Source organism: Serratia rubidaea, from assembly GCF_016026735.1.
Lineage (GTDB): Bacteria > Pseudomonadota > Gammaproteobacteria > Enterobacterales > Enterobacteriaceae > Serratia_B > Serratia_B rubidaea.
On the sequence record NZ_CP065640.1, the window covers coordinates 103428 to 120931 of the forward strand.

A 17504-nucleotide genomic window follows, 5' to 3' on the forward strand; every position below is an offset into this window, starting at 1 on the left:
CGTATTCTGCGCCTTTCAGAGCATTGTACGGTGGAACTCACCGCCTTTTTTCGGCATGCTGAACGCTAATTCTCGCTTTACCGCCGACGGCGGTTTTTTCACCGGTTATTCCCGGTGTTTCGTGGCAAAAAAAGGGCACAACACCATGACGTTGACCATGTACGGCATCAAAAACTGCGACACCATTAAAAAAGCGCGCCGCTGGCTGGAAGAACAGGGCGTGGCGTACCAATTTCACGACTATCGCGCGGACGGGCTGAGCGAACAGCAGCTGCGCGGTTTTGTCGAGCTGCTGGGCTGGCAGCCGCTGCTGAACACCCGCGGCACCACCTGGCGCAAGCTGGACGAAGCGCAGCGCAACGCCTGCGACAATGCCGATGCGGCCATCGCCCTGATGCTGGCGCAGCCGGCCATCATCAAACGTCCGCTGCTGGACGACGGCAACGGCCACGCGCTGCTGGGCTTTAAGGCCGAGCAGTACCAACAATTTATTGCCGAGGTAACCGCATGATTTGCCCCGTAATCGATCTGGCGCAACAGTTAATCCGCCGCCCTTCCCTCAGCCCGCATGACGAAGGCTGCCAGGCGATGCTGATTGAGCGCCTGACGGCTATCGGCTTTACCGTCGAGCAGATGGATTTCGAAGATACGCAAAATTTCTGGGCCTGGCGCGGCGAAGGCGAAACGCTGGCGTTTGCCGGCCATACCGACGTGGTGCCGAGCGGTGATGAAAGCCGCTGGGACAACCCGCCGTTTGAGCCGACCATCCGCGGCGGCATGCTGTACGGCCGCGGCGCGGCCGATATGAAAGGTTCGCTGGCGGCGATGGTGGTCGCGGCCGAGCGCTTCGTCGCCGCTAACCCTGACCATCGGGGACGGCTGGCGTTTCTCATCACCTCTGACGAAGAAGCCAGCGCCACCCACGGCACGGTAAAAGTGGTTGAAGCGCTGATGGCGCGCAACGAACGTCTGGACTACTGTCTGGTCGGCGAGCCGTCCAGCACCGACCGCGTCGGCGATGTGGTGAAGAACGGCCGTCGCGGCTCGATTACCGCCAACCTGCATATTCACGGCGTACAGGGCCACGTCGCCTATCCGCATCTGGCGGACAACCCGGTGCACCGCGCCATGCCGGCGCTGAATGAGCTGGTGAGCATCGAATGGGACCGCGGCAACGACTACTTCCCGCCGACCAGCATGCAGATCGCCAATATCCAGGCCGGCACCGGCAGCAACAACGTCATCCCCGGAGAACTGTTTGTACAGTTTAATTTCCGTTTCAGCACCGAGCTGACCGACGCCCTCATCAAACAGCGGGTCGAAGAGCTATTGGAGCGTCATCAGCTAAACTACAGTATTGAATGGCGTCTTTCCGGCCAGCCGTTCCTCACCCCGCGCGGCGCGCTGGTGGATGCGGTGGTCAACGCCGTTGAATATTATGCCGAGCTGACGCCGCAGCTGCTGACCACCGGCGGCACCTCCGACGGGCGCTTTATCGCCCAGATGGGCGCGCAGGTGGTGGAACTGGGGCCGGTCAACGCCACCATCCACAAAATCAACGAATGCGTGAACGCCGCCGATCTGCAGCAGCTCAGCCGGATGTATCAGCGCATTATGGAGCAACTGATCGCATGATCACCCCGGAAATGCTAACCGGACGCTCAACCGAGCATCTGACGCCGCTGGTCGGCAACCACCGCCTGCAACCGCAGGCGGCGCAGGCCTTTCTCGCCATGCAGCAGGCCGCCGCGCAGGCGGGGTTTGACCTGCAGCCCGCCAGCACCTTCCGCGATTTCGACCGGCAGCTGGCGATCTGGAATGGCAAATTTCGCGGCGAGCGACCAGTCTTAGATCATGACAGCTGTCCGATAGACGTCGGGCCGCTGTCGGCGGAGGAGCGCTGCACCGCCATTCTGCGCTGGTCGGCGCTGCCGGGCGCCAGCCGCCATCACTGGGGCAGCGATCTGGATATTTACGATCCTACGCTGCTGCCGGCGGATCAGAAGCTGCAGCTGGAGCCGTGGGAATATGAGGAAGGCGGCTACTTCGCGCCGCTGAACCAGTGGCTGACGGCGCATATGGCCGAGTTCGGCTTTTATCGCCCGTTTACCGAAGACGGCGACGGCGTGGCTGTTGAACCCTGGCACCTGAGCTACCGTCCGCTGGCGCAGCAGGCGGAACACCTGTTGACGCCGGCGCTGCTGCTGGCGGCCTGGCAGGATAAGGACGTGGCCGGCAGCGAATGGCTGACGCAGCATCTGCCGGCAATATTTTCGCGTTTTATACGCGCAGAAGGAAAGGTGTAAATATGCATTGGTTAGCAGATTACTGGTGGGTGATCCTCCTGGTACTGGTGGGAATGGTGGTCAGCGGCATTAAGGAACTGCGCCGCGTTGACGTCAAAAAGTACCTGGCCGATAAACCCGAACTGCCGCCGCACCGTGATAACAACGCACAGTGGGACGACGAAGACGACTGGCCGAAGAAAAAGAAATAACCGCAGGGCGCCCAAACGGCGCCCTGTTTATTTATGGCCGGGCGGCGCTCCATTCACGCCAGCGGCGGCAATGCTGTTCATCCAGCTGTGACAGCGCCTGCCCGGTCTCCTGCCGCCACAGGCGCAGCAACGCCTTCTGGCCGCTGACGCGGCACTGCGCCACGCACTGCATCACAGGCAATAGCTGCTGTAAGTGCGCACGCAGCGCCGGCAGCGGCAACGCGCTGTGCAGCAACAGACGCTGCAGCGCGCCTAAGCTGGCCTCCAGCGGCCGGTGGGCAAAGGCAAACCCCGCCAGCTCGCGCCAGTCGTCTTCATTGAGCTGCGGATCGCCGTCGTCGCCGGGGAGCTCCAGCGTCAGCGCGATGCGCTGCTGCAGCCAGCGCCAGTCACGCGCCAGGTGCTTGCGCGCCGCCTGACACAGCAGCTCGCCCTGCTCGCTGAGCGGTAGCAGCGCCATCACGCTGTAGCAGCCGCTGCTGGCTTCCGGCCGGCTGCCGATGCGCACCAGCTCAAAGCCGCAGCTCTGCCAGAAACGCCACAGCGGCTCAGTGTAGCCAAAGCTGACGGACAGGTAATCCAGCCCCTGCGCCTGCTGCCGCTGCTGCTCAATCAGCCGGCGGGCGATGCCCTGCCGACGCAGCGCCGGCAGCACCGCCACGCGGGTTACGCGGCGGGAACGCAGGGTCGGCGCCCACCACTGTCCGCCGTGCGCCGCCAGCGACTGCGCCACCAGATTGCCGCGCGGCCGGCGGCGGCCGGCCCATACCTCGTGAGCCAGCTCCGCGGGTAAGCCGCCCTCTTCCGTCAGCCACAGCGCCCCCGCCACCTCGCCGTCCGCCTGCACGGCGGCGGCAAACTGCATATCCGGTGCATCCATCAGCCGCCGCAGGTCAAGCGGCGACGTACGGTAGTGCGCGCTGGTCAGCAAGGCGTAAAAGCGCTGCAGCAGCGCGTCATCGCCGCACAGCTGCTGCTGCGTCAGCGGACGGTAGTCAATCGTCTGGCCGGCCGCCTGCCATGGCGGCAGTTCATTAAACAGCAGCGCATCATCGATAATCCGCTCCAGCGCGTCGCCCGCTGCCCAGCGCATCGGCTGTTGCAGGCTCAGCCCCTGCCACTGCGGCAGCGAGGCGCAAAATTTCAGCAGAAAGCCGCGGCCGGTGCCTTCATAGCCCTGCACCGTAGTGGTCAGCAATACCCGCGGGAAATAGGCGATCAGCTGCTGCAGCAGCGGCGCGGGGATCGCCGCCGCCTCGTCAACCAGCAGCCAGTCGGCCAGCGCGCTGTCTGACTGCCGACAGTGCGCCAGCAGCGCATCCGGCGCCCAGAACTGCGCCTTGTCTTCCGCCCAGCGGCCAGCAACCTCGGTCGCCGCGCGGCTGGGGCCGGTGATCCAGCAGTTCAGCGCCGAACGCTGCACCAGCATCCCCGCCAGCGTTGATTTGCCGCGGCCGCGCGGCGCGGTCAGCACCCAAATGCCGCGCTCGCCCGCCAGCAGCTGCGTCAGCAGCGCCTGCTGCTCCCCGGTGGGGGAACCGTCCGGCGCCTGCCAGTCCGGCCGCGCCGGCAGCGGCGCCAGCTGCAGCGGCTGACCCTGTTGCCAAATGCTGACTTCGGCATCCGCCGTCAGCCGCTGCTGCAGATGCGCGATAAAATGCGGCGTGGCGATCGGCTGCGGGCTGTCGCTCCAGCGCTGGCTGTCGGCATCCCGGCGCTGCGGCCACGTCTGCCAGGGCGGCGTCAGCAGCAGCAGCCAGCTGCCGGCGCGCAGCACGCCGGCCAGCTGCGCCAACGCCTCCACGTCCAGCCCGTCGCCGGCGTCAAACACCGCATGCAGCCGCTCCTGCCCCAACAGGCCGCGCACCTCGCCGCTGTTCAGCGCCTGCGCGCCGTGCGGCGCTTCGCCGCCGCACCACGGCCAGTCGCCGGGCATGGCGGCCATCAGCCGTTGCGCCTGCTGACGGCACCAGGCGGCGTCGCCGCTTAACACCAGCAGCCGGCGGATGCCCTGTCGCTGCATGCGCTGTTGCATTGTCGGTAACATAACTATTCAGCCCGGATATAAAAATGCCGGCGCAAGCGCGCCGGCATCTCGGTCAACATAAAAAGCGCGTGTTCAGCGGCTGGCGAAGGTGTTGCAGGTGTTCGGGTCGCCGCTGTCAAAGCCCTGTTTAAACCAGGTGTAACGCTGTTCGGAGGTGCCGTGGGTGAAGCTGTCCGGCACCACGCGCCCCTGGCCCTGCTGCTGCAGACGGTCATCGCCGATCGCCTGCGCCGCATTCAGCGCCGCCTGCAGGTCGCCCTCTTCCAGCATCTGCTGTTTCTCGGCGTACTTGCCCCACACGCCGGCGAAGCAGTCAGCCTGCAGCTCCATTTTCACCGACAGGCGGTTAACCTCTTTCTGGCTGGCGCCCTGCTGCATCTGGCGCACCTTCGGCTCGATGCCCAGCAGATTCTGCACGTGGTGACCCACTTCGTGCGCGACCACATACGCCTGGGCGAAGTCGCCGCCGGCGCCCAGCTTATCTTTCATATCCTGGTAGAACGACAGGTCGATATACACCGTTCTGTCGCCCGGGCAGTAAAACGGCCCCATCGCCGACTGGCCGGTGCCGCAGCGGGTAGCGGTGACGCCGCGGTACATCACCAGCTTCGGCGGCTGGTAGGTTTTGTTCATCCGCTGGAACACTTCTTTCCAGTTATCTTCGGTAGAGGCCAGCACCACCGAGGTGAACTTCGCCAGCTCATCATCTTTCGGGCTGATGCTGGCGCTCTGCTGCTGGGTTTGCGGCGTTACATCGCCGCCGGTCAGCAGCGGCGACAGATCAATGCCGTAATACCCGGCGACCAGCACCACCACCAGCAGCACAATGCCGCCCTTGCCGCGGATCGGCGGGCGGAAACCGCCGCCGCCGCCCAGACCTGAAGATTGCCCGCGACGATCCTCAACATTGTCACTTTCCCGACGCCCTTGCCAACGCATAAGTAAACTCCAGATGAATTTTTTAATAATCGTAGGTAATCAGACGGCTGCCCGCAATAGCGAACGTGGCATCGTCTGTCCTGTCAGTGACTACAGTATAAAGGTTTGCGGCGGAGGGAAATGCAGAATTTTTCCGGAAATGGGGCTGAAATGACGGGACGCGCTTGCCGCGTCCCGTTAGCGCAGGTAATTAATCCAGCGTTACGCCGATGCGGCGCGCAACTTCTTCGTAGGCTTCGATCAGGCCGCCCAGGCTCTGGCGGAAGCGGTCCTTGTCCATCTTGTCGAGGGTATTTTTGTCCCACAGGCGGCTGCCGTCCGGCGAGAACTCGTCGCCCAGCACCACTTCGCCGTTGAACAGGCCGAACTCCAGCTTGAAGTCCACCAGGATCAGGCCAGCATCGTCAAACAGCTTGCTCAGCACCTCGTTGGCGCGGTAGCTCAGCTCGCGCATACGCGCCAGATGTTCCTTGCCGACCCAGCCGAAGGTTTCGCAGTAGGATTCGTTGACCATCGGGTCGTGCATCGCATCATTTTTCAGGAACAGGTCGAACAGCGGCGGGTTCAGCTCCAGGCCTTCTTCAATGCCCAGGCGCTTCACCAGCGAACCGGCGGCGCGGTTGCGGATAACGCATTCGACCGGCACCATATCCAGCTTTTTCACCAGCACTTCGTTATCGGACAGCAGACGTTCCATCTGCGTCGGGATACCGGCTTCTTCCAGCTTGCTCATGATAAAGTGGTTGAACTTGTTGTTCACCATCCCTTTGCGATCGAATTGCTCAATGCGCTGACCATCCAGTGCTGACGTATCGTTACGGAATTCCAGCACCAGCAGATCCGGATTTTCAGTGGTGTAGACCGTTTTTGCCTTGCCGCGATACAACTCAGCTAGCTTTTGCATCTTACTTACTCCAATAAAGAATAGTTCTAAAAAAATGCCTCAACGCACGGGCTTCTATTGTGCCAAAACTCCGACGCAAACGATACCGTCTATGCAAAACAAAAAGGGGCCGCGGCCCCTTTTTGATTATTTTGCGCTGGTTTGACTAAACGCAGACTGGAATACCGCAACCAGCGCGTCGTTCTGCGACTGGGTCAGCGGTTTCCCTTTGTTGGCAATAAACTGCAGGCTGGTGCGGTTGTTCAGATCCCCGACCTGCAGCTTGTAATCGCCTTCGGTCAGTTCCGGATCCTTCACGCCCAGCGCATCCCAGTCGCTGCTGCTCAGGGATTTGTAGGTCACGGCCACGGTGCCCTGCGGACGGCTGCGGTCGCCCACGCTCATGCCGACTTTTTCCAGCGCCGGCGGCAGACGGTCCCACACCACGGTGTACGGCGCACGCACGATCAGCACCGGCAGGCCGGTATCGTCAGCACCGCTCTGCACGTCAAGCGCGCCGGCGCGGTTGGCGGTCTGGGCGTTGGTCAGGCTCTCCTGTTTATCCAGCCCTTCCACCAGGGTGTTCATCATCATGCCGTTGTAGCGCTGTACTTCAGACGGGTCGGTCACCTGTTCGGTTTTACCCTGCTGCTGCAGACCGACGGTTTTCACCACCAGCGCCTGCTGGTAACCCTGCTGCTGGACGCTAATCTGATAGCGGCCTTCGTACTGGTTGTCTTCATCCAGGCGGTTCCACTTCACCCAGTCGGTGGTCAGCGTCTGACCGGCGTCCTGACGGGAAGCGATGCTGATGTTCTTCGCCTGCAGCTGGCTGACGACGCGCGACCACAGGTTCTGGTTCTGCGGGCTGTTTTCCAGCAGCAGCGTGCCGCTGTCGCCGGCGTACTGCGCGCGAGAACCGCTCAGCAGGGCCAGCGGCTGCACCGGCGGACGAATGTCCAGCTGCTTGCCGACCTGGCCTTTGGCAGCGGTCTGCGGCACGTCGTAGTTGCCATTTTGAATCGGCAGAATCATGCCGGCCGGTGCGCTCAGCGCTTTGAGCGGCGCCGCGTCGAGATAGGCCTCGTCGCCGCTAACCTGACGTTTATAACGCTGATCGCTGGAACAGGCCGCCAGCATCATCACCAGGGAGATGCCGACAACTTTTGCCACCGTCGACTTTTGCAATGAATAAGCCATCAAATTTCCTTTAAGAGTTTCATCCTGCGCACCCTCGCCGCGGCGTCGTTACCGCGGCATCACGCGTTCAGGGTTCAAGCAAACCGGCGCTTTTCAGCGCACGCTCAACAATCGGGCGGGCGGCGTCGGCCAGCGGCGTCATCGGCAGACGCATGGTGTCGTTGGCAATCAGGCCAAGCGCCTTGCAGGCCCACTTCACCGGAATCGGGTTCGCTTCGACAAACAGGTCCTGATGCAGCGGCATCAGGCGCTGGTTCAAACGGCGCGCGGCGGCGAAATCGCCCTGCGCGGCCAGTTGGCAAAGCTGCGCCATCTCACGCGCGGCGATGTTGGCCGTCACGGATATTACCCCTTTACCGCCCAGTTGCATAAAGTCCAGTCCGCTGGCGTCGTCGCCGCTCAGCAGAATGAAATCTTCATCATCAACCAGCAGTTGGATCTGACTAACGCGGCTTAAGTTCCCCGTCGCCTCTTTAATTGCGACAATATTTTTAATTTTGGCCAGCCGCGCCACGGTCGCCGGCAGCATATCGCAGCCGGTGCGAGACGGTACGTTATACAGAATTTGCGGCAGATCGGTGCTTGCGGCAATCGCCTTGAAGTGCTGGAACAGCCCTTCCTGCGTTGGTTTGTTGTAATACGGCGTCACCGTCAGGCAGCCCGCGACGCCGGTGCCGTTGAAGCGCTGAGTCAGGGCAATCGCCTCGGCGGTGGCATTGGCGCCGGTGCCGGCGATCACCGGAATGCGGCCATCGGCCAGCTCCAGCGTCTGCAGGACCACGTCCACATGCTCATCATGGGCAAGCGTTGCCGACTCGCCAGTCGTCCCGACGGAAACAATCGCCGACGTCCCGGCGGCAACATGGTAATCAATCAGTTTTTTTAGGCTCGCACGATCGACGGCGCCCGCGTCGTCCATCGGCGTAACCAGTGCAACTATACTTCCCGTAAACATTGGCCGTCCCCTCCACAAACAAGTCACCCATGGTACTTTTGCTGCCTGACCAAAAGCAAGCAAACAACGGCGTTGTAAGCGCTTGGCAGGCGGTTTTTTTTGTGTTTACCATGGTATACCCAAAATACGCGGCGTTGTCTTCGCCGGCGGAGGCCATCCCCCGCGTATTCCATTGAGCACAACAGGAAGCCCCATGTCGCCACAGCCCGCTGAACACTATCTGGTGATTACCGCTCTCGGCGCCGACCGCACCGGTATCGTCAACACCATCACCCGCCACGTCAGTAGCTGCGGGTGCAATATCGAAGATAGCCGTCTGGCCATGTTGGGCGAGGAATTCACCTTTATTATGCTGCTGTCCGGCAGTTGGAACGCCATTACGCTGATCGAGTCGACCCTGCCGCAGAAAGGGGCCGAACTTGAGCTGCTGATTGTGATGAAACGCACCAATGCGCACGAACGCCCGCCAATGCCGGCCACGGTTTGGGTGCAGGTGGAAGTGAAGGATTCGCCGCATATCATCGAACGCTTTACCGATCTGTTCGACTCCAGCCAGATGAATATCGCCGAGCTGGTGTCGCGCACCCAGCCGGCCGAGGGCGATCGGCCGCCGCAGCTGTATATTCAGATTACCGCGCACAGCCCCGGCAAGGCGGATGCGTTAAATATTGAGCAAGCCTTCCATCGCCTATGTACAGAATTGAATGCACAAGGCAGTATTAACGTCGTGAACTATCCACAGCATGATGAGAGAGATGGAGAGTAGTGATGAGCCCATTGAAAGCCGGTGATACAGCGCCGAAATTTAGTTTGCCTGACCAGGACGGTGAGGAAATTAGTTTGGCCGACTTCCAGGGACAGAAGGTGTTGGTTTATTTCTATCCGAAGGCCATGACGCCCGGTTGCACCGTGCAGGCCTGCGGTCTGCGCGACAATATGGATCAGCTGAAGCAGGCCGGCGTTGAAGTGCTGGGCATCAGCACCGACAAGCCGGAAAAGCTGTCCCGCTTTGCCGAAAAAGAGCTGCTGAACTTTACCCTGCTGTCTGATGAGAACCATCAGGTTGCCGAGCAATTCGGCGTGTGGGGTGAAAAAACCTTTATGGGGAAAACCTATGACGGTATCCACCGCATCAGCTTCCTGATCGGTACGGACGGCAAGGTGGAGAAGGTGTTTGACAGCTTCAAGACCACTAACCACCACGATATCGTGCTGGAGTATCTTCAGGCGCACTGAAGAGCGCTGCGCTGATAACGCCAAAGGCCCCGTTTCCGGGGCCTTTGCTTTTACGGCGGGGCGCAGGCTTATTCGCCGTCGCGCTCAACCAGCATCTCATCCGGCCAGGCGTGGATCACCGCTTTCACCAGGGTCGCCAGCGGGATGGCGAAGAATACCCCCCAGAACCCCCACAGCCCGCCGAAAATAATCACCGACAAAATAATCAGCAGCGGGTGCAGGTTGACCGCCTCCGAGAACAGAATCGGCACCAGCAGGTTGCCGTCCAGCCCCTGCACCACCAGATAGGCGATAATCAGCGTCCAGAAATCCGCGCCGACGCCCCACTGGAACATCGCCACCACCACCACCGGAATGGTGACCAGCACCGCGCCGATATAGGGGATCAGCACCGAGAAGCCGACCAGCACCGCCAGCAGCAGCGAATAACGCATGCCCAGCACCAGGAACACCAGATAGGTCGCCACGCCGACGATCACCATCTCCAGCACCTTGCCGCGGATATAGTTGGTGATCTGCTGGTTCATCTCCGCCCACACCTGGCCGGCCAGCCCGCGGTCGCGCGGCAGGATGCGCCGCACGCCGTTCAGCAGCTGCTCTTTATCCTTGAGCAGGAAGAACATCATCATCGGCACCAGAATCAGATAAATCGCCAGCGTCAGCAGCCCCACCAGCGACGCCAGCGAGAACTTGACCACCGATTCGCCGACGCCGGACAGCCGGCTGCGCAGGTTCTCCGCCATCATATCGATGATGCCGGCGTCCACCAGCGCCGGATAGCGCTTCGGCAGCGTCGCCGCAAAGTTATAGAACTGATTCACCATGCCCGGCAGATCGGTCATCAGGTTCATGCCCTGCTGCCAGGCGGTCGGCGCCACCACGAACACCAGCAGCATGGCGATACCGGCAAACACCAGCAGCATCAGGCTCGCCGCCCAGCTGCGGGAACAGCCGATGCGCTGCAGACGCGCGGTCGGCCACTCCAGCAGATAGGCCAGCACAATCGCGACCAGCAGCGGTGTCAGAATGCCATGCAGAAAATAGAGGATACAGAATCCGGCCACCAGGATCGCCAGCAGGGCTATCGCCTGCGGGTCGGTGAAACGGCGCCGATACCATTGTAATAACATCTCCAACATCAGAGATTGCTCCTTGGTTCCATAACAGAGGATCGTTGGCTGCCGTTCCGTGGCAGCGCAGCGGGAAAACAGAATGCTTGTTGTAACACAATCTTAGCCCGGATTTCCTCGGGCAAAGGTTTCATTGCGGCCGGCGGCTGTCTATGATGAGATGGGTCAGCGCCGCGCGCTCTGCCGCTATTTTTGTGAGCTGACTCACCTGCGCGCTGATTGTACTGGAGAGTTCGGCACGGAAGAAGAACTCTGTGCGCAAGAGGCCGAACTCTTGCGCCCGATAAACGTCCTAGTTACTACGATATGACGAGGGATACCCCTGACTATGACCACCCGGTTGACCAAACAAGCGATCGCCGTTCTGCTGCTCGGCACGCTCAACGCGAGCGCCCTGCCCCCCGCCATGGCGGCCAGTCAGGATCAGCTGCCGGATATGGGCACCACCGCCGGCGGCACCCTGAGCATCGGTCAGGAAATGGCGATGGGCGATTTTTATGTCCGTCAGCTGCGCGCCAGCGCGCCGCTGGTCAATGACCCGCTGTTAAGCACCTACATCAACCAGCTGGGCAACCGGCTGGTGGCTAACGCCTACTCCGTGCGTACGCCGTTCCATTTCTTCCTGGTGCGCAACGACGAAATCAACGCCTTCGCCTTCTTCGGCGGCAACGTGGTGCTGCACACGGCGCTGTTCCGTGAAACCGACAATGAAAGTCAGCTTGCATCGGTGCTGGCGCACGAAATCTCGCACGTCACGCAGCGCCACCTGGCGCGCGCGATGGAGAACCAGCAGCGCAACGCCCCGCTGACCTGGGTCGGCGCGCTCGGTTCCATCCTGCTGGCGATGGCCAACCCGACCATGGGCATGGCGGCGCTGAGCGGCACCATGGCCGGCACCCAGCAAGGAATGATCAGCTTTACCCAATCCAACGAGCAGGAGGCCGATCGCATCGGCATTCAGGTGCTGCAGCGCGCCGGTTTCGATCCGGAAGCGATGCCGGACTTCCTGCAGAAGCTGGCCGATCAGTCGCGCTATGCCTCCAAGCCGCCGGAAATGCTGCTGACGCACCCGCTGCCGGACAGCCGCCTCTCCGACGCCCGCAACCGCGCCAACCAAATGGCGCGCCGCATTACCCAGTCCACCCAGGACTACTATATGGCGAAAGTGCGCGCGCTCGGCATGTACAGCTCTGCGGGCTACGGCCTGACGGAAGACGTGCTCGGCGCCTACGAAAAAGGCAACGTGCGTCAGCAAACCGCCGCCAAATACGGGCGCGCCATCCTGTTCTACGAGGCGAAAAAGTACGACGCCGCGCGCCGGCTGATCCAGCCGCTGCTGGATAAAGACCGCGATAACGTCTGGTTCCTGGATCTGATGACCGATATCGATCTGGGACAAAAACGCGCCGCCCAGGCGATTTCCCGCCTGCAGGCCGCCAACGCGGCGCAGAGCAACAATCCGGTGCTGCAGCTGAATCTGGCCAATGCCTATGTCGAAGGCGGCCAGCCGGCGCAGGCGTCGAAAATACTCAACCGCTATACCTTCGCCCATCCCGACGATCCCAACGGCTGGGACTTGCTGGCGCAGGCCAGCGCGGCGCAGGGGCTGCGCGATGAAGAGCTGTCCGCCCGCGCCGAAAGCCTGGCGCTGGGGGGACGGCTCGATCAGGCCATCGGCCTGCTGAGCAACGCCAGCGCCCTGCAAAAACTCGGCAGCCTGAAGCAGGCGCGCTATGATGCGCGTATCGATCAACTCCGTCAGCTGCAGCAGCGGTTCCGTCAATACCAGCGCAGCTGATTTTTAAGGAAGAAACAGATGAAAAACGTCACCATTTACCACAACCCGCGCTGCTCCAAAAGCCGTGAAACGCTGGCCCTGCTGGAGCAGCACGGCGTCCAGCCCGAGGTGGTGCTGTACCTGGACACCCCGCCCTCGGTCGAACAGCTGGCCACGCTGCTGCAACAGCTGGGCTTCAGCTCCGCCCGCGATCTGATGCGCAAAAAAGAAGAGCTCTACAAAACGCTGAATCTGGCGGACGACGGCCTGAGCGAGCAGCAGCTGCTGCAGGCGCTGGCGGCAAACCCGAAACTGATTGAACGCCCGATCGTGGTAAAAGACCAGCAGGCGCGCATCGGCCGCCCGCCGGAGCAGGTACTGGATATTCTGTAAGGGATGCGGGGCCGGCACGCGGCCCCGTTATAAACCGAGGATCTCTTTGACGAACGGAATGGTCAGCTTGCGCTGGGCGGTGATCGACGCGCGATCGAGCTGATCCAACGTCATAAACAGCGTGCGCATCTCGCGATCCAGCCGCTTAAGCAGGAAACGGCCCACGTCCTCCGGCAGCTCGAAGCCGCGCAGTTTGGCGCGCAGCTGCAGCGCCTGCAGTTTCTCATCGTCCGACAGCGGCTGCAGTTTATAGATCTGTCCCCAGTCCAGACGCGACGCCAGATCCGGCAGCTGCAGGTTCAGCTGGCGCGGCGGACGGTCGCCGGTGATAAACAGCCGGGTGCGGCCGGTTTCCAGAATGCGGTTATAGAGGTTGAAGATGGCCATTTCCCACTCTTCATCGCCGGCGATGCATTCGATGTTGTCGATACAGACCAGCGCCAGCTGCTCCATGCCGTCCAGCACTTCCGGCACGAAATAGGCGCGCTTGTCGAGCGGCACATAGCCTGCCGCCTCTCCGCGCTGCGACATCTCGGCGCAGGCCGCATGCAGCAGATGGCTGCGTCCGCCGCCCTCGCGCGACCAGAAATAGATATAGCTACCGTGTTCCTGACTAACGGCAGACTGGATCGCAGCTAACAGGGACGGATTCTCCCCCGGATAAAAACTGGCGAACGTTTCATCATCGGGAAGATAAAGTGGCAGTGAAAGCTGTGCCGGCGTATTCAGAAGCACCTCAACCAAAACTGGCAGGAAAACGGCATCAGTTTAACATAGAAAACGCGTACAGTTGAACTGACGTTGATAACAACGCCATCGGCGCCGGCTCACGCCGTTTTTTTAACCGCCGCCTCTCTCACGTCCGCCGTTTACAACCGTCCCCCCGCTGCCGAAAATAGCGTCCGCCACGTCGCTCGCCTCCAATTACCCGCAACGGTAAATTCACATCCTATAAATTGAAAACCAAACTTCGCACCTATAGTATTTAACAGGCAATATTATATTGATGGTCAACGTTTTATATTGGCCAAAATGCGACCTCTCCCCATTTTTTTAACGGCTGATTATTTATAATCAGCGTGGGGAAAATAACAACAGAGGATAACTTAATGTTTGGCATTAGAAAAACAATGGGAATCACCGCAGTATTATTCACCGGGCTGTCCTGCCTGATGGCAAATGCCACGGAATTAACCTCCTGGCCGCAAGAGCAGGCACAGGAATTAAATACGCTGATTGCCGAGCGGGCGAATAAAGGCGACTTCGCCGTATTTGATATGGACAACACCACCTATAAAAACGATCTGGAAGAGTCGCTTATTCCGTACCTGGAAAATAAGGGTCTGCTGAAGCGGGAAAATATTCCGGCCTCCTTGGTATTGATCCCGTTCAATGACAGCCTGGGCGAAAAGGAAAGCTTATACAGCTACTATCACCGCCTGTGTGAAGTCGATGATTTAATCTGCTACCCTTGGGCGGCGCAGATATTCGCCGGCTTTACGCTGCAGGAACTCAGCCAGCAGGTTGATGAACTGATGGCTTTGAAAGAAAAAATACCGGTTAAATATATCAAGGACAATAAACTGCATAACGGCAACGTTGAACCGCCGCGCGTGATGAAAGGCATGCAGCAACTGTTTGCCAGGCTGCAGGAAAACGGCATTGAGGTGTATATCATGAGCGCGGCGCACGAAGAACTGGTGCGCATGGTCGCCAGCAATCCCAAATATGGCTATAACGTCAAACCGCAAAACGTCATCGGCGTCAATACGCTGCTGCGCAATACGCAAACCGGCGAACTCACCACCGCACGCAAGCAGATCAAAGCGGGCGACTACGTGCCGGAAAATAACCAGCAGCTGACCATTACCCCGTATATCGTCAACCCGATGACCTGGTTTGAAGGCAAAGCCGGCAGCATTCTGGGCTATATCGACCAGTGGAGAAAACCGATTCTGGTCGGCGGCGATACGCTGTATTCCGATACCTATATGCTGCTGAACAGCACCGATCCGCAGCACGGTAAAAAGTTATGGATTGGCCGTAAAGCTGAAACCCAGCAAAAACTGCAGCTGTTGCAGCAGCAGGCGGTCAAGCAGCAGCAGGCGCTGGGCCAACCGGCGACCGCCGATAAAAACTGGATTGTCGTTACCCAGCAAGAGCTGCAATAAACAACGGCCATCAAAACAAAAGGGCGACGCGTCGCCCTTTTATCACTTCAACGCCGGATGGCGCGCTATTTCTGCTCCAGCCCCTCTTCGGCGTCGATCACCTCTTCTTCCTTACGGAACAGGCTGATCAGCTTAAACAGCAGGCTCAGACCGATGCCGACGATGGTCGCCAGCGCCATGCCCTTCAGCTCCGCCGCACCGATATGCACCTTGGCGCCGCTGACGCCGATAATCAGGATCACCGCGGTGAGGATCAGGTTCTGCGCCTTGTTGTAATCCACCTTTGAATCAATCAGCACGCGGATGCCCGATGCGCCGATCACCCCGTACAGCAGCAGCGAGACGCCGCCCATCACCGGCACCGGCACCGCCTGAATCGCCGCCGCCAGCTTACCGACGCAGGAGAGCAGGATCGCCAGAATCGCCGCGCCGCCGATCACCCAGGTGCTGTAGACCTTGGTAATCGCCATCACGCCGATGTTCTCGCCGTAGGTGGTGTTCGGCGTCGAGCCGAAGAAGCCGGAAATCACCGTGGAAATACCGTTGGCGAACATCGAACGGTGCAGGCCCGGCTCGCGGATCAGATCCTTTTTAACGATATTGGCGGTGACCACCAGATGCCCCACGTGTTCGGCAATCACCACCAGCGCCGCCGGCAGAATGGTGAAAATGGCGAACCACTCAAAACGCGGCGTATAGAAGGTGGGCAGCGCGAACCAGTGCGCTTCGCGAATCGGCGTCAGATCGACCACGCCCATAAAGAACGACAGCGCATAGCCGACCAGCACGCCGATCAGAATCGGGATAATCGCCAGAAAACCGCGGAACAGCACCGAGCCGAGGATGGTGACGCCCAGCGTCACCAGCGCAATGGTGATGGTGGTGCCGTCCACCGCCGCGCCGTCAGCCGGCAGCAGCCCCGCCATATTGGCCGCCACGCCCGCCAGCTCCAGGCCGATCACCGCCACGATCGCCCCCATCGCCGCCGGCGGGAACATCACGTCCAGCCAGCCGGTGCCGGCTTTCTTGACGATCAGCGCCACCAGACAAAACAGCAGGCCGCAGACGATAAAGCCGCCGAGCGCCAGCTCATAGCCCAGCGGCAACAGCAGCAGCACCGGCGAAATAAAGGCAAAGCTGGAGCCCAGATAGGCCGGGATCTTGCCTTTACAGATAAACAGGTACAGCAGCGTGCCGACGCCGTTAAACAGCAGCACCGTCGCCGGGTTGATGTTAAATAAAATAGGCACCAGCACGGTGGCGCCAAACATGGCGAACAGATGCTGGAGGCTGAGCGGAATGGTCTGCAGCAGCGGCGGTCGCTCGCTGACGCCAATGGCGCGACGGGTCATGGGGGTTCCTCTTGGTCGTTATACGTGATGCAAGCCCAGCGTTCTATGCGCAATGGCCCGCACGGCAACGGCGTCGCGTGCAGGACTGGGCGCATAAAAAAGCCGACTCGCTAAGTCGGCTAATCAGTTACTTGGTACCAAATATCTTGTCACCGGCGTCGCCCAGACCCGGTACGATGTAACCGTGCTCATTCAGGCACTGATCGATGGACGCGGTATACAGCTCAACGTCAGGGTGCGCTTTTTCCAACGCCTTGATCCCTTCCGGCGCCGCCACCAGGACCAGCACCTTGATGCTGCTGCAGCCGGCTTTCTTCAGCAGGTCGATCGTGGCGATCATCGAACCGCCGGTCGCCAGCATCGGGTCAACCACCAGCGCCATGCGCTCTTCAATATTGGACACCAGCTTCTGGAAATACGGCACCGGCTCCAGGGTTTCTTCGTCGCGATAAACGCCGACCACGCTGATACGCGCGCTAGGCACGTGCTCCAGCACCCCTTCCATCATGCCGAGGCCGGCGCGCAGAATTGGCACGACGGTAATCTTTTTCCCTTTAATCTGTTCAACTTCAACCGGCCCGCACCAGCCTTCAATCGTCACCGTCTCGGTAGCCAGATCGGCGGTCGCTTCATAGGTCAACAGACTACCCACTTCTGAAGCCAGCTCACGAAAGCGTTTGGTGCTGATTTCGTGATCGCGCATCAGGCCAAGCTTGTGTTTTACCAGCGGGTGTTTCACCTCAACGATCTTCATCATTTTTCTCCTATTAAGGTGGTTGACGGCCAAAAAAATCGCGGGATTATACCGCCTTTTCCCCCCTGCGCCACCTACAATAGCCCGATCGGGATCAACAAAAGTATGATTATCAGTATAGGGATGAAAATGTAGATCGGCCTCACAAGCCGCTCGCAAACGTTTGCCTG

The 17504-nt window shown here is 60.3% G+C and carries 18 protein-coding genes; 9 read left to right on the plus strand and 9 right to left on the minus strand.

What is annotated here, in order from left to right:
- Positions 1 to 145 precede the first annotated feature (145 nt).
- From I6G83_RS00495 to I6G83_RS00510, 4 genes are read left to right on the plus strand one after another with little or no spacing between them, the layout of a single operon-like run.
- A complete protein-coding gene (locus I6G83_RS00495) occupies positions 146 to 511 on the plus strand; it encodes an ArsC family reductase (protein ID WP_054307807.1) in 366 nt (121 codons plus the stop codon).
- Entirely contained in the window at positions 508 to 1635 is a 1128-nt protein-coding gene (gene dapE, locus I6G83_RS00500; RefSeq protein ID WP_015673329.1) for a succinyl-diaminopimelate desuccinylase, read from the plus strand. The genes I6G83_RS00495 and dapE overlap by 4 nt, the downstream gene beginning before the upstream one ends.
- Entirely contained in the window at positions 1632 to 2306 is a 675-nt protein-coding gene (locus I6G83_RS00505; protein WP_054307806.1) for a M15 family metallopeptidase, read from the plus strand. The genes dapE and I6G83_RS00505 overlap by 4 nt, the downstream gene beginning before the upstream one ends.
- 2 nt (positions 2307 to 2308) lie before the next feature.
- Positions 2309 to 2497, plus strand: a complete 189-nt coding sequence (locus tag I6G83_RS00510) for a YpfN family protein (protein WP_054307805.1) — start codon at positions 2309 to 2311, stop codon at positions 2495 to 2497.
- Between the two features lie 31 nt (positions 2498 to 2528).
- Here I6G83_RS00510 and I6G83_RS00515 read toward each other — a convergent pair whose 3' ends face one another.
- From I6G83_RS00515 to dapA, 5 genes are all read right to left on the minus strand, one after another.
- Entirely contained in the window at positions 2529 to 4544 is a 2016-nt protein-coding gene (locus I6G83_RS00515) for a tRNA(Met) cytidine acetyltransferase TmcA (RefSeq protein ID WP_062779185.1), read from the minus strand.
- Between the two features lie 72 nt (positions 4545 to 4616).
- Complete coding sequence (gene ypfJ / locus I6G83_RS00520) at positions 4617 to 5483, minus strand: KPN_02809 family neutral zinc metallopeptidase (RefSeq protein ID WP_054307823.1); 867 nt, start codon at positions 5481 to 5483, stop codon at positions 4617 to 4619.
- A 190-nt stretch (positions 5484 to 5673) separates the two neighbouring features.
- Positions 5674 to 6387, minus strand: a complete 714-nt coding sequence (gene purC, locus I6G83_RS00525) for a phosphoribosylaminoimidazolesuccinocarboxamide synthase (protein ID WP_015673334.1) — start codon at positions 6385 to 6387, stop codon at positions 5674 to 5676.
- A 126-nt stretch (positions 6388 to 6513) separates the two neighbouring features.
- The gene (gene bamC / locus I6G83_RS00530) at positions 6514 to 7566 is read right to left on the minus strand and encodes an outer membrane protein assembly factor BamC (protein WP_062779188.1); all 1053 of its coding nucleotides are present in this window, start codon (positions 7564 to 7566) and stop codon (positions 6514 to 6516) included.
- Positions 7567 to 7633: 67 nt separating this feature from the next.
- Complete coding sequence (dapA, locus tag I6G83_RS00535) at positions 7634 to 8521, minus strand: 4-hydroxy-tetrahydrodipicolinate synthase (protein WP_054306913.1); 888 nt, start codon at positions 8519 to 8521, stop codon at positions 7634 to 7636.
- Between the two features lie 193 nt (positions 8522 to 8714).
- Here dapA and I6G83_RS00540 point away from each other — a divergent pair, with 193 nt between their 5' ends.
- Together I6G83_RS00540 and bcp are read left to right on the plus strand one after the other, a co-directional pair.
- Positions 8715 to 9287 carry a glycine cleavage system transcriptional repressor gene (locus I6G83_RS00540; RefSeq protein ID WP_054306914.1) on the plus strand — a complete coding sequence of 191 codons (573 nt, stop codon included), beginning with the start codon at positions 8715 to 8717 and terminating at the stop codon, positions 9285 to 9287.
- Positions 9288 to 9289: 2 nt separating this feature from the next.
- Positions 9290 to 9757 carry a thioredoxin-dependent thiol peroxidase gene (gene bcp, locus I6G83_RS00545; protein WP_054306915.1) on the plus strand — a complete coding sequence of 156 codons (468 nt, stop codon included), beginning with the start codon at positions 9290 to 9292 and terminating at the stop codon, positions 9755 to 9757.
- A 68-nt stretch (positions 9758 to 9825) separates the two neighbouring features.
- Here bcp and I6G83_RS00550 read toward each other — a convergent pair whose 3' ends face one another.
- Positions 9826 to 10896 carry an AI-2E family transporter gene (locus I6G83_RS00550; protein WP_054306916.1) on the minus strand — a complete coding sequence of 357 codons (1071 nt, stop codon included), beginning with the start codon at positions 10894 to 10896 and terminating at the stop codon, positions 9826 to 9828.
- Positions 10897 to 11215: 319 nt separating this feature from the next.
- Here I6G83_RS00550 and bepA point away from each other — a divergent pair, with 319 nt between their 5' ends.
- Both bepA and arsC read left to right on the plus strand, forming a co-directional pair.
- Positions 11216 to 12685: a beta-barrel assembly-enhancing protease gene (gene bepA / locus I6G83_RS00555; protein WP_054306917.1), complete on the plus strand. Its 1470-nt coding sequence runs from the start codon at positions 11216 to 11218 to the stop codon at positions 12683 to 12685.
- Positions 12686 to 12703: 18 nt separating this feature from the next.
- Positions 12704 to 13057, plus strand: a complete 354-nt coding sequence (arsC, locus tag I6G83_RS00560) for an arsenate reductase (glutaredoxin) (protein ID WP_054306918.1) — start codon at positions 12704 to 12706, stop codon at positions 13055 to 13057.
- Positions 13058 to 13084: 27 nt separating this feature from the next.
- Here arsC and hda read toward each other — a convergent pair whose 3' ends face one another.
- Positions 13085 to 13792, minus strand: a complete 708-nt coding sequence (gene hda / locus I6G83_RS00565) for a DnaA inactivator Hda (protein WP_015673342.1) — start codon at positions 13790 to 13792, stop codon at positions 13085 to 13087.
- Between the two features lie 395 nt (positions 13793 to 14187).
- Here hda and I6G83_RS00570 point away from each other — a divergent pair, with 395 nt between their 5' ends.
- Positions 14188 to 15228 (plus strand): HAD family hydrolase, encoded by a 1041-nt coding sequence (locus I6G83_RS00570; protein WP_054306919.1) that lies wholly within the window; start codon positions 14188 to 14190, stop codon positions 15226 to 15228.
- A 65-nt stretch (positions 15229 to 15293) separates the two neighbouring features.
- Here the strand turns inward: I6G83_RS00570 and uraA are convergent, their stop codons facing one another.
- On the minus strand, positions 15294 to 16580 hold the full coding sequence (gene uraA / locus I6G83_RS00575; RefSeq protein ID WP_054306920.1) for a uracil permease: 1287 nt from the start codon (positions 16578 to 16580) through the stop codon (positions 15294 to 15296).
- Positions 16581 to 16707: 127 nt separating this feature from the next.
- Positions 16708 to 17334 carry a uracil phosphoribosyltransferase gene (upp, locus tag I6G83_RS00580; RefSeq protein ID WP_015673345.1) on the minus strand — a complete coding sequence of 209 codons (627 nt, stop codon included), beginning with the start codon at positions 17332 to 17334 and terminating at the stop codon, positions 16708 to 16710.
- Positions 17335 to 17504 lie beyond the last annotated feature (170 nt).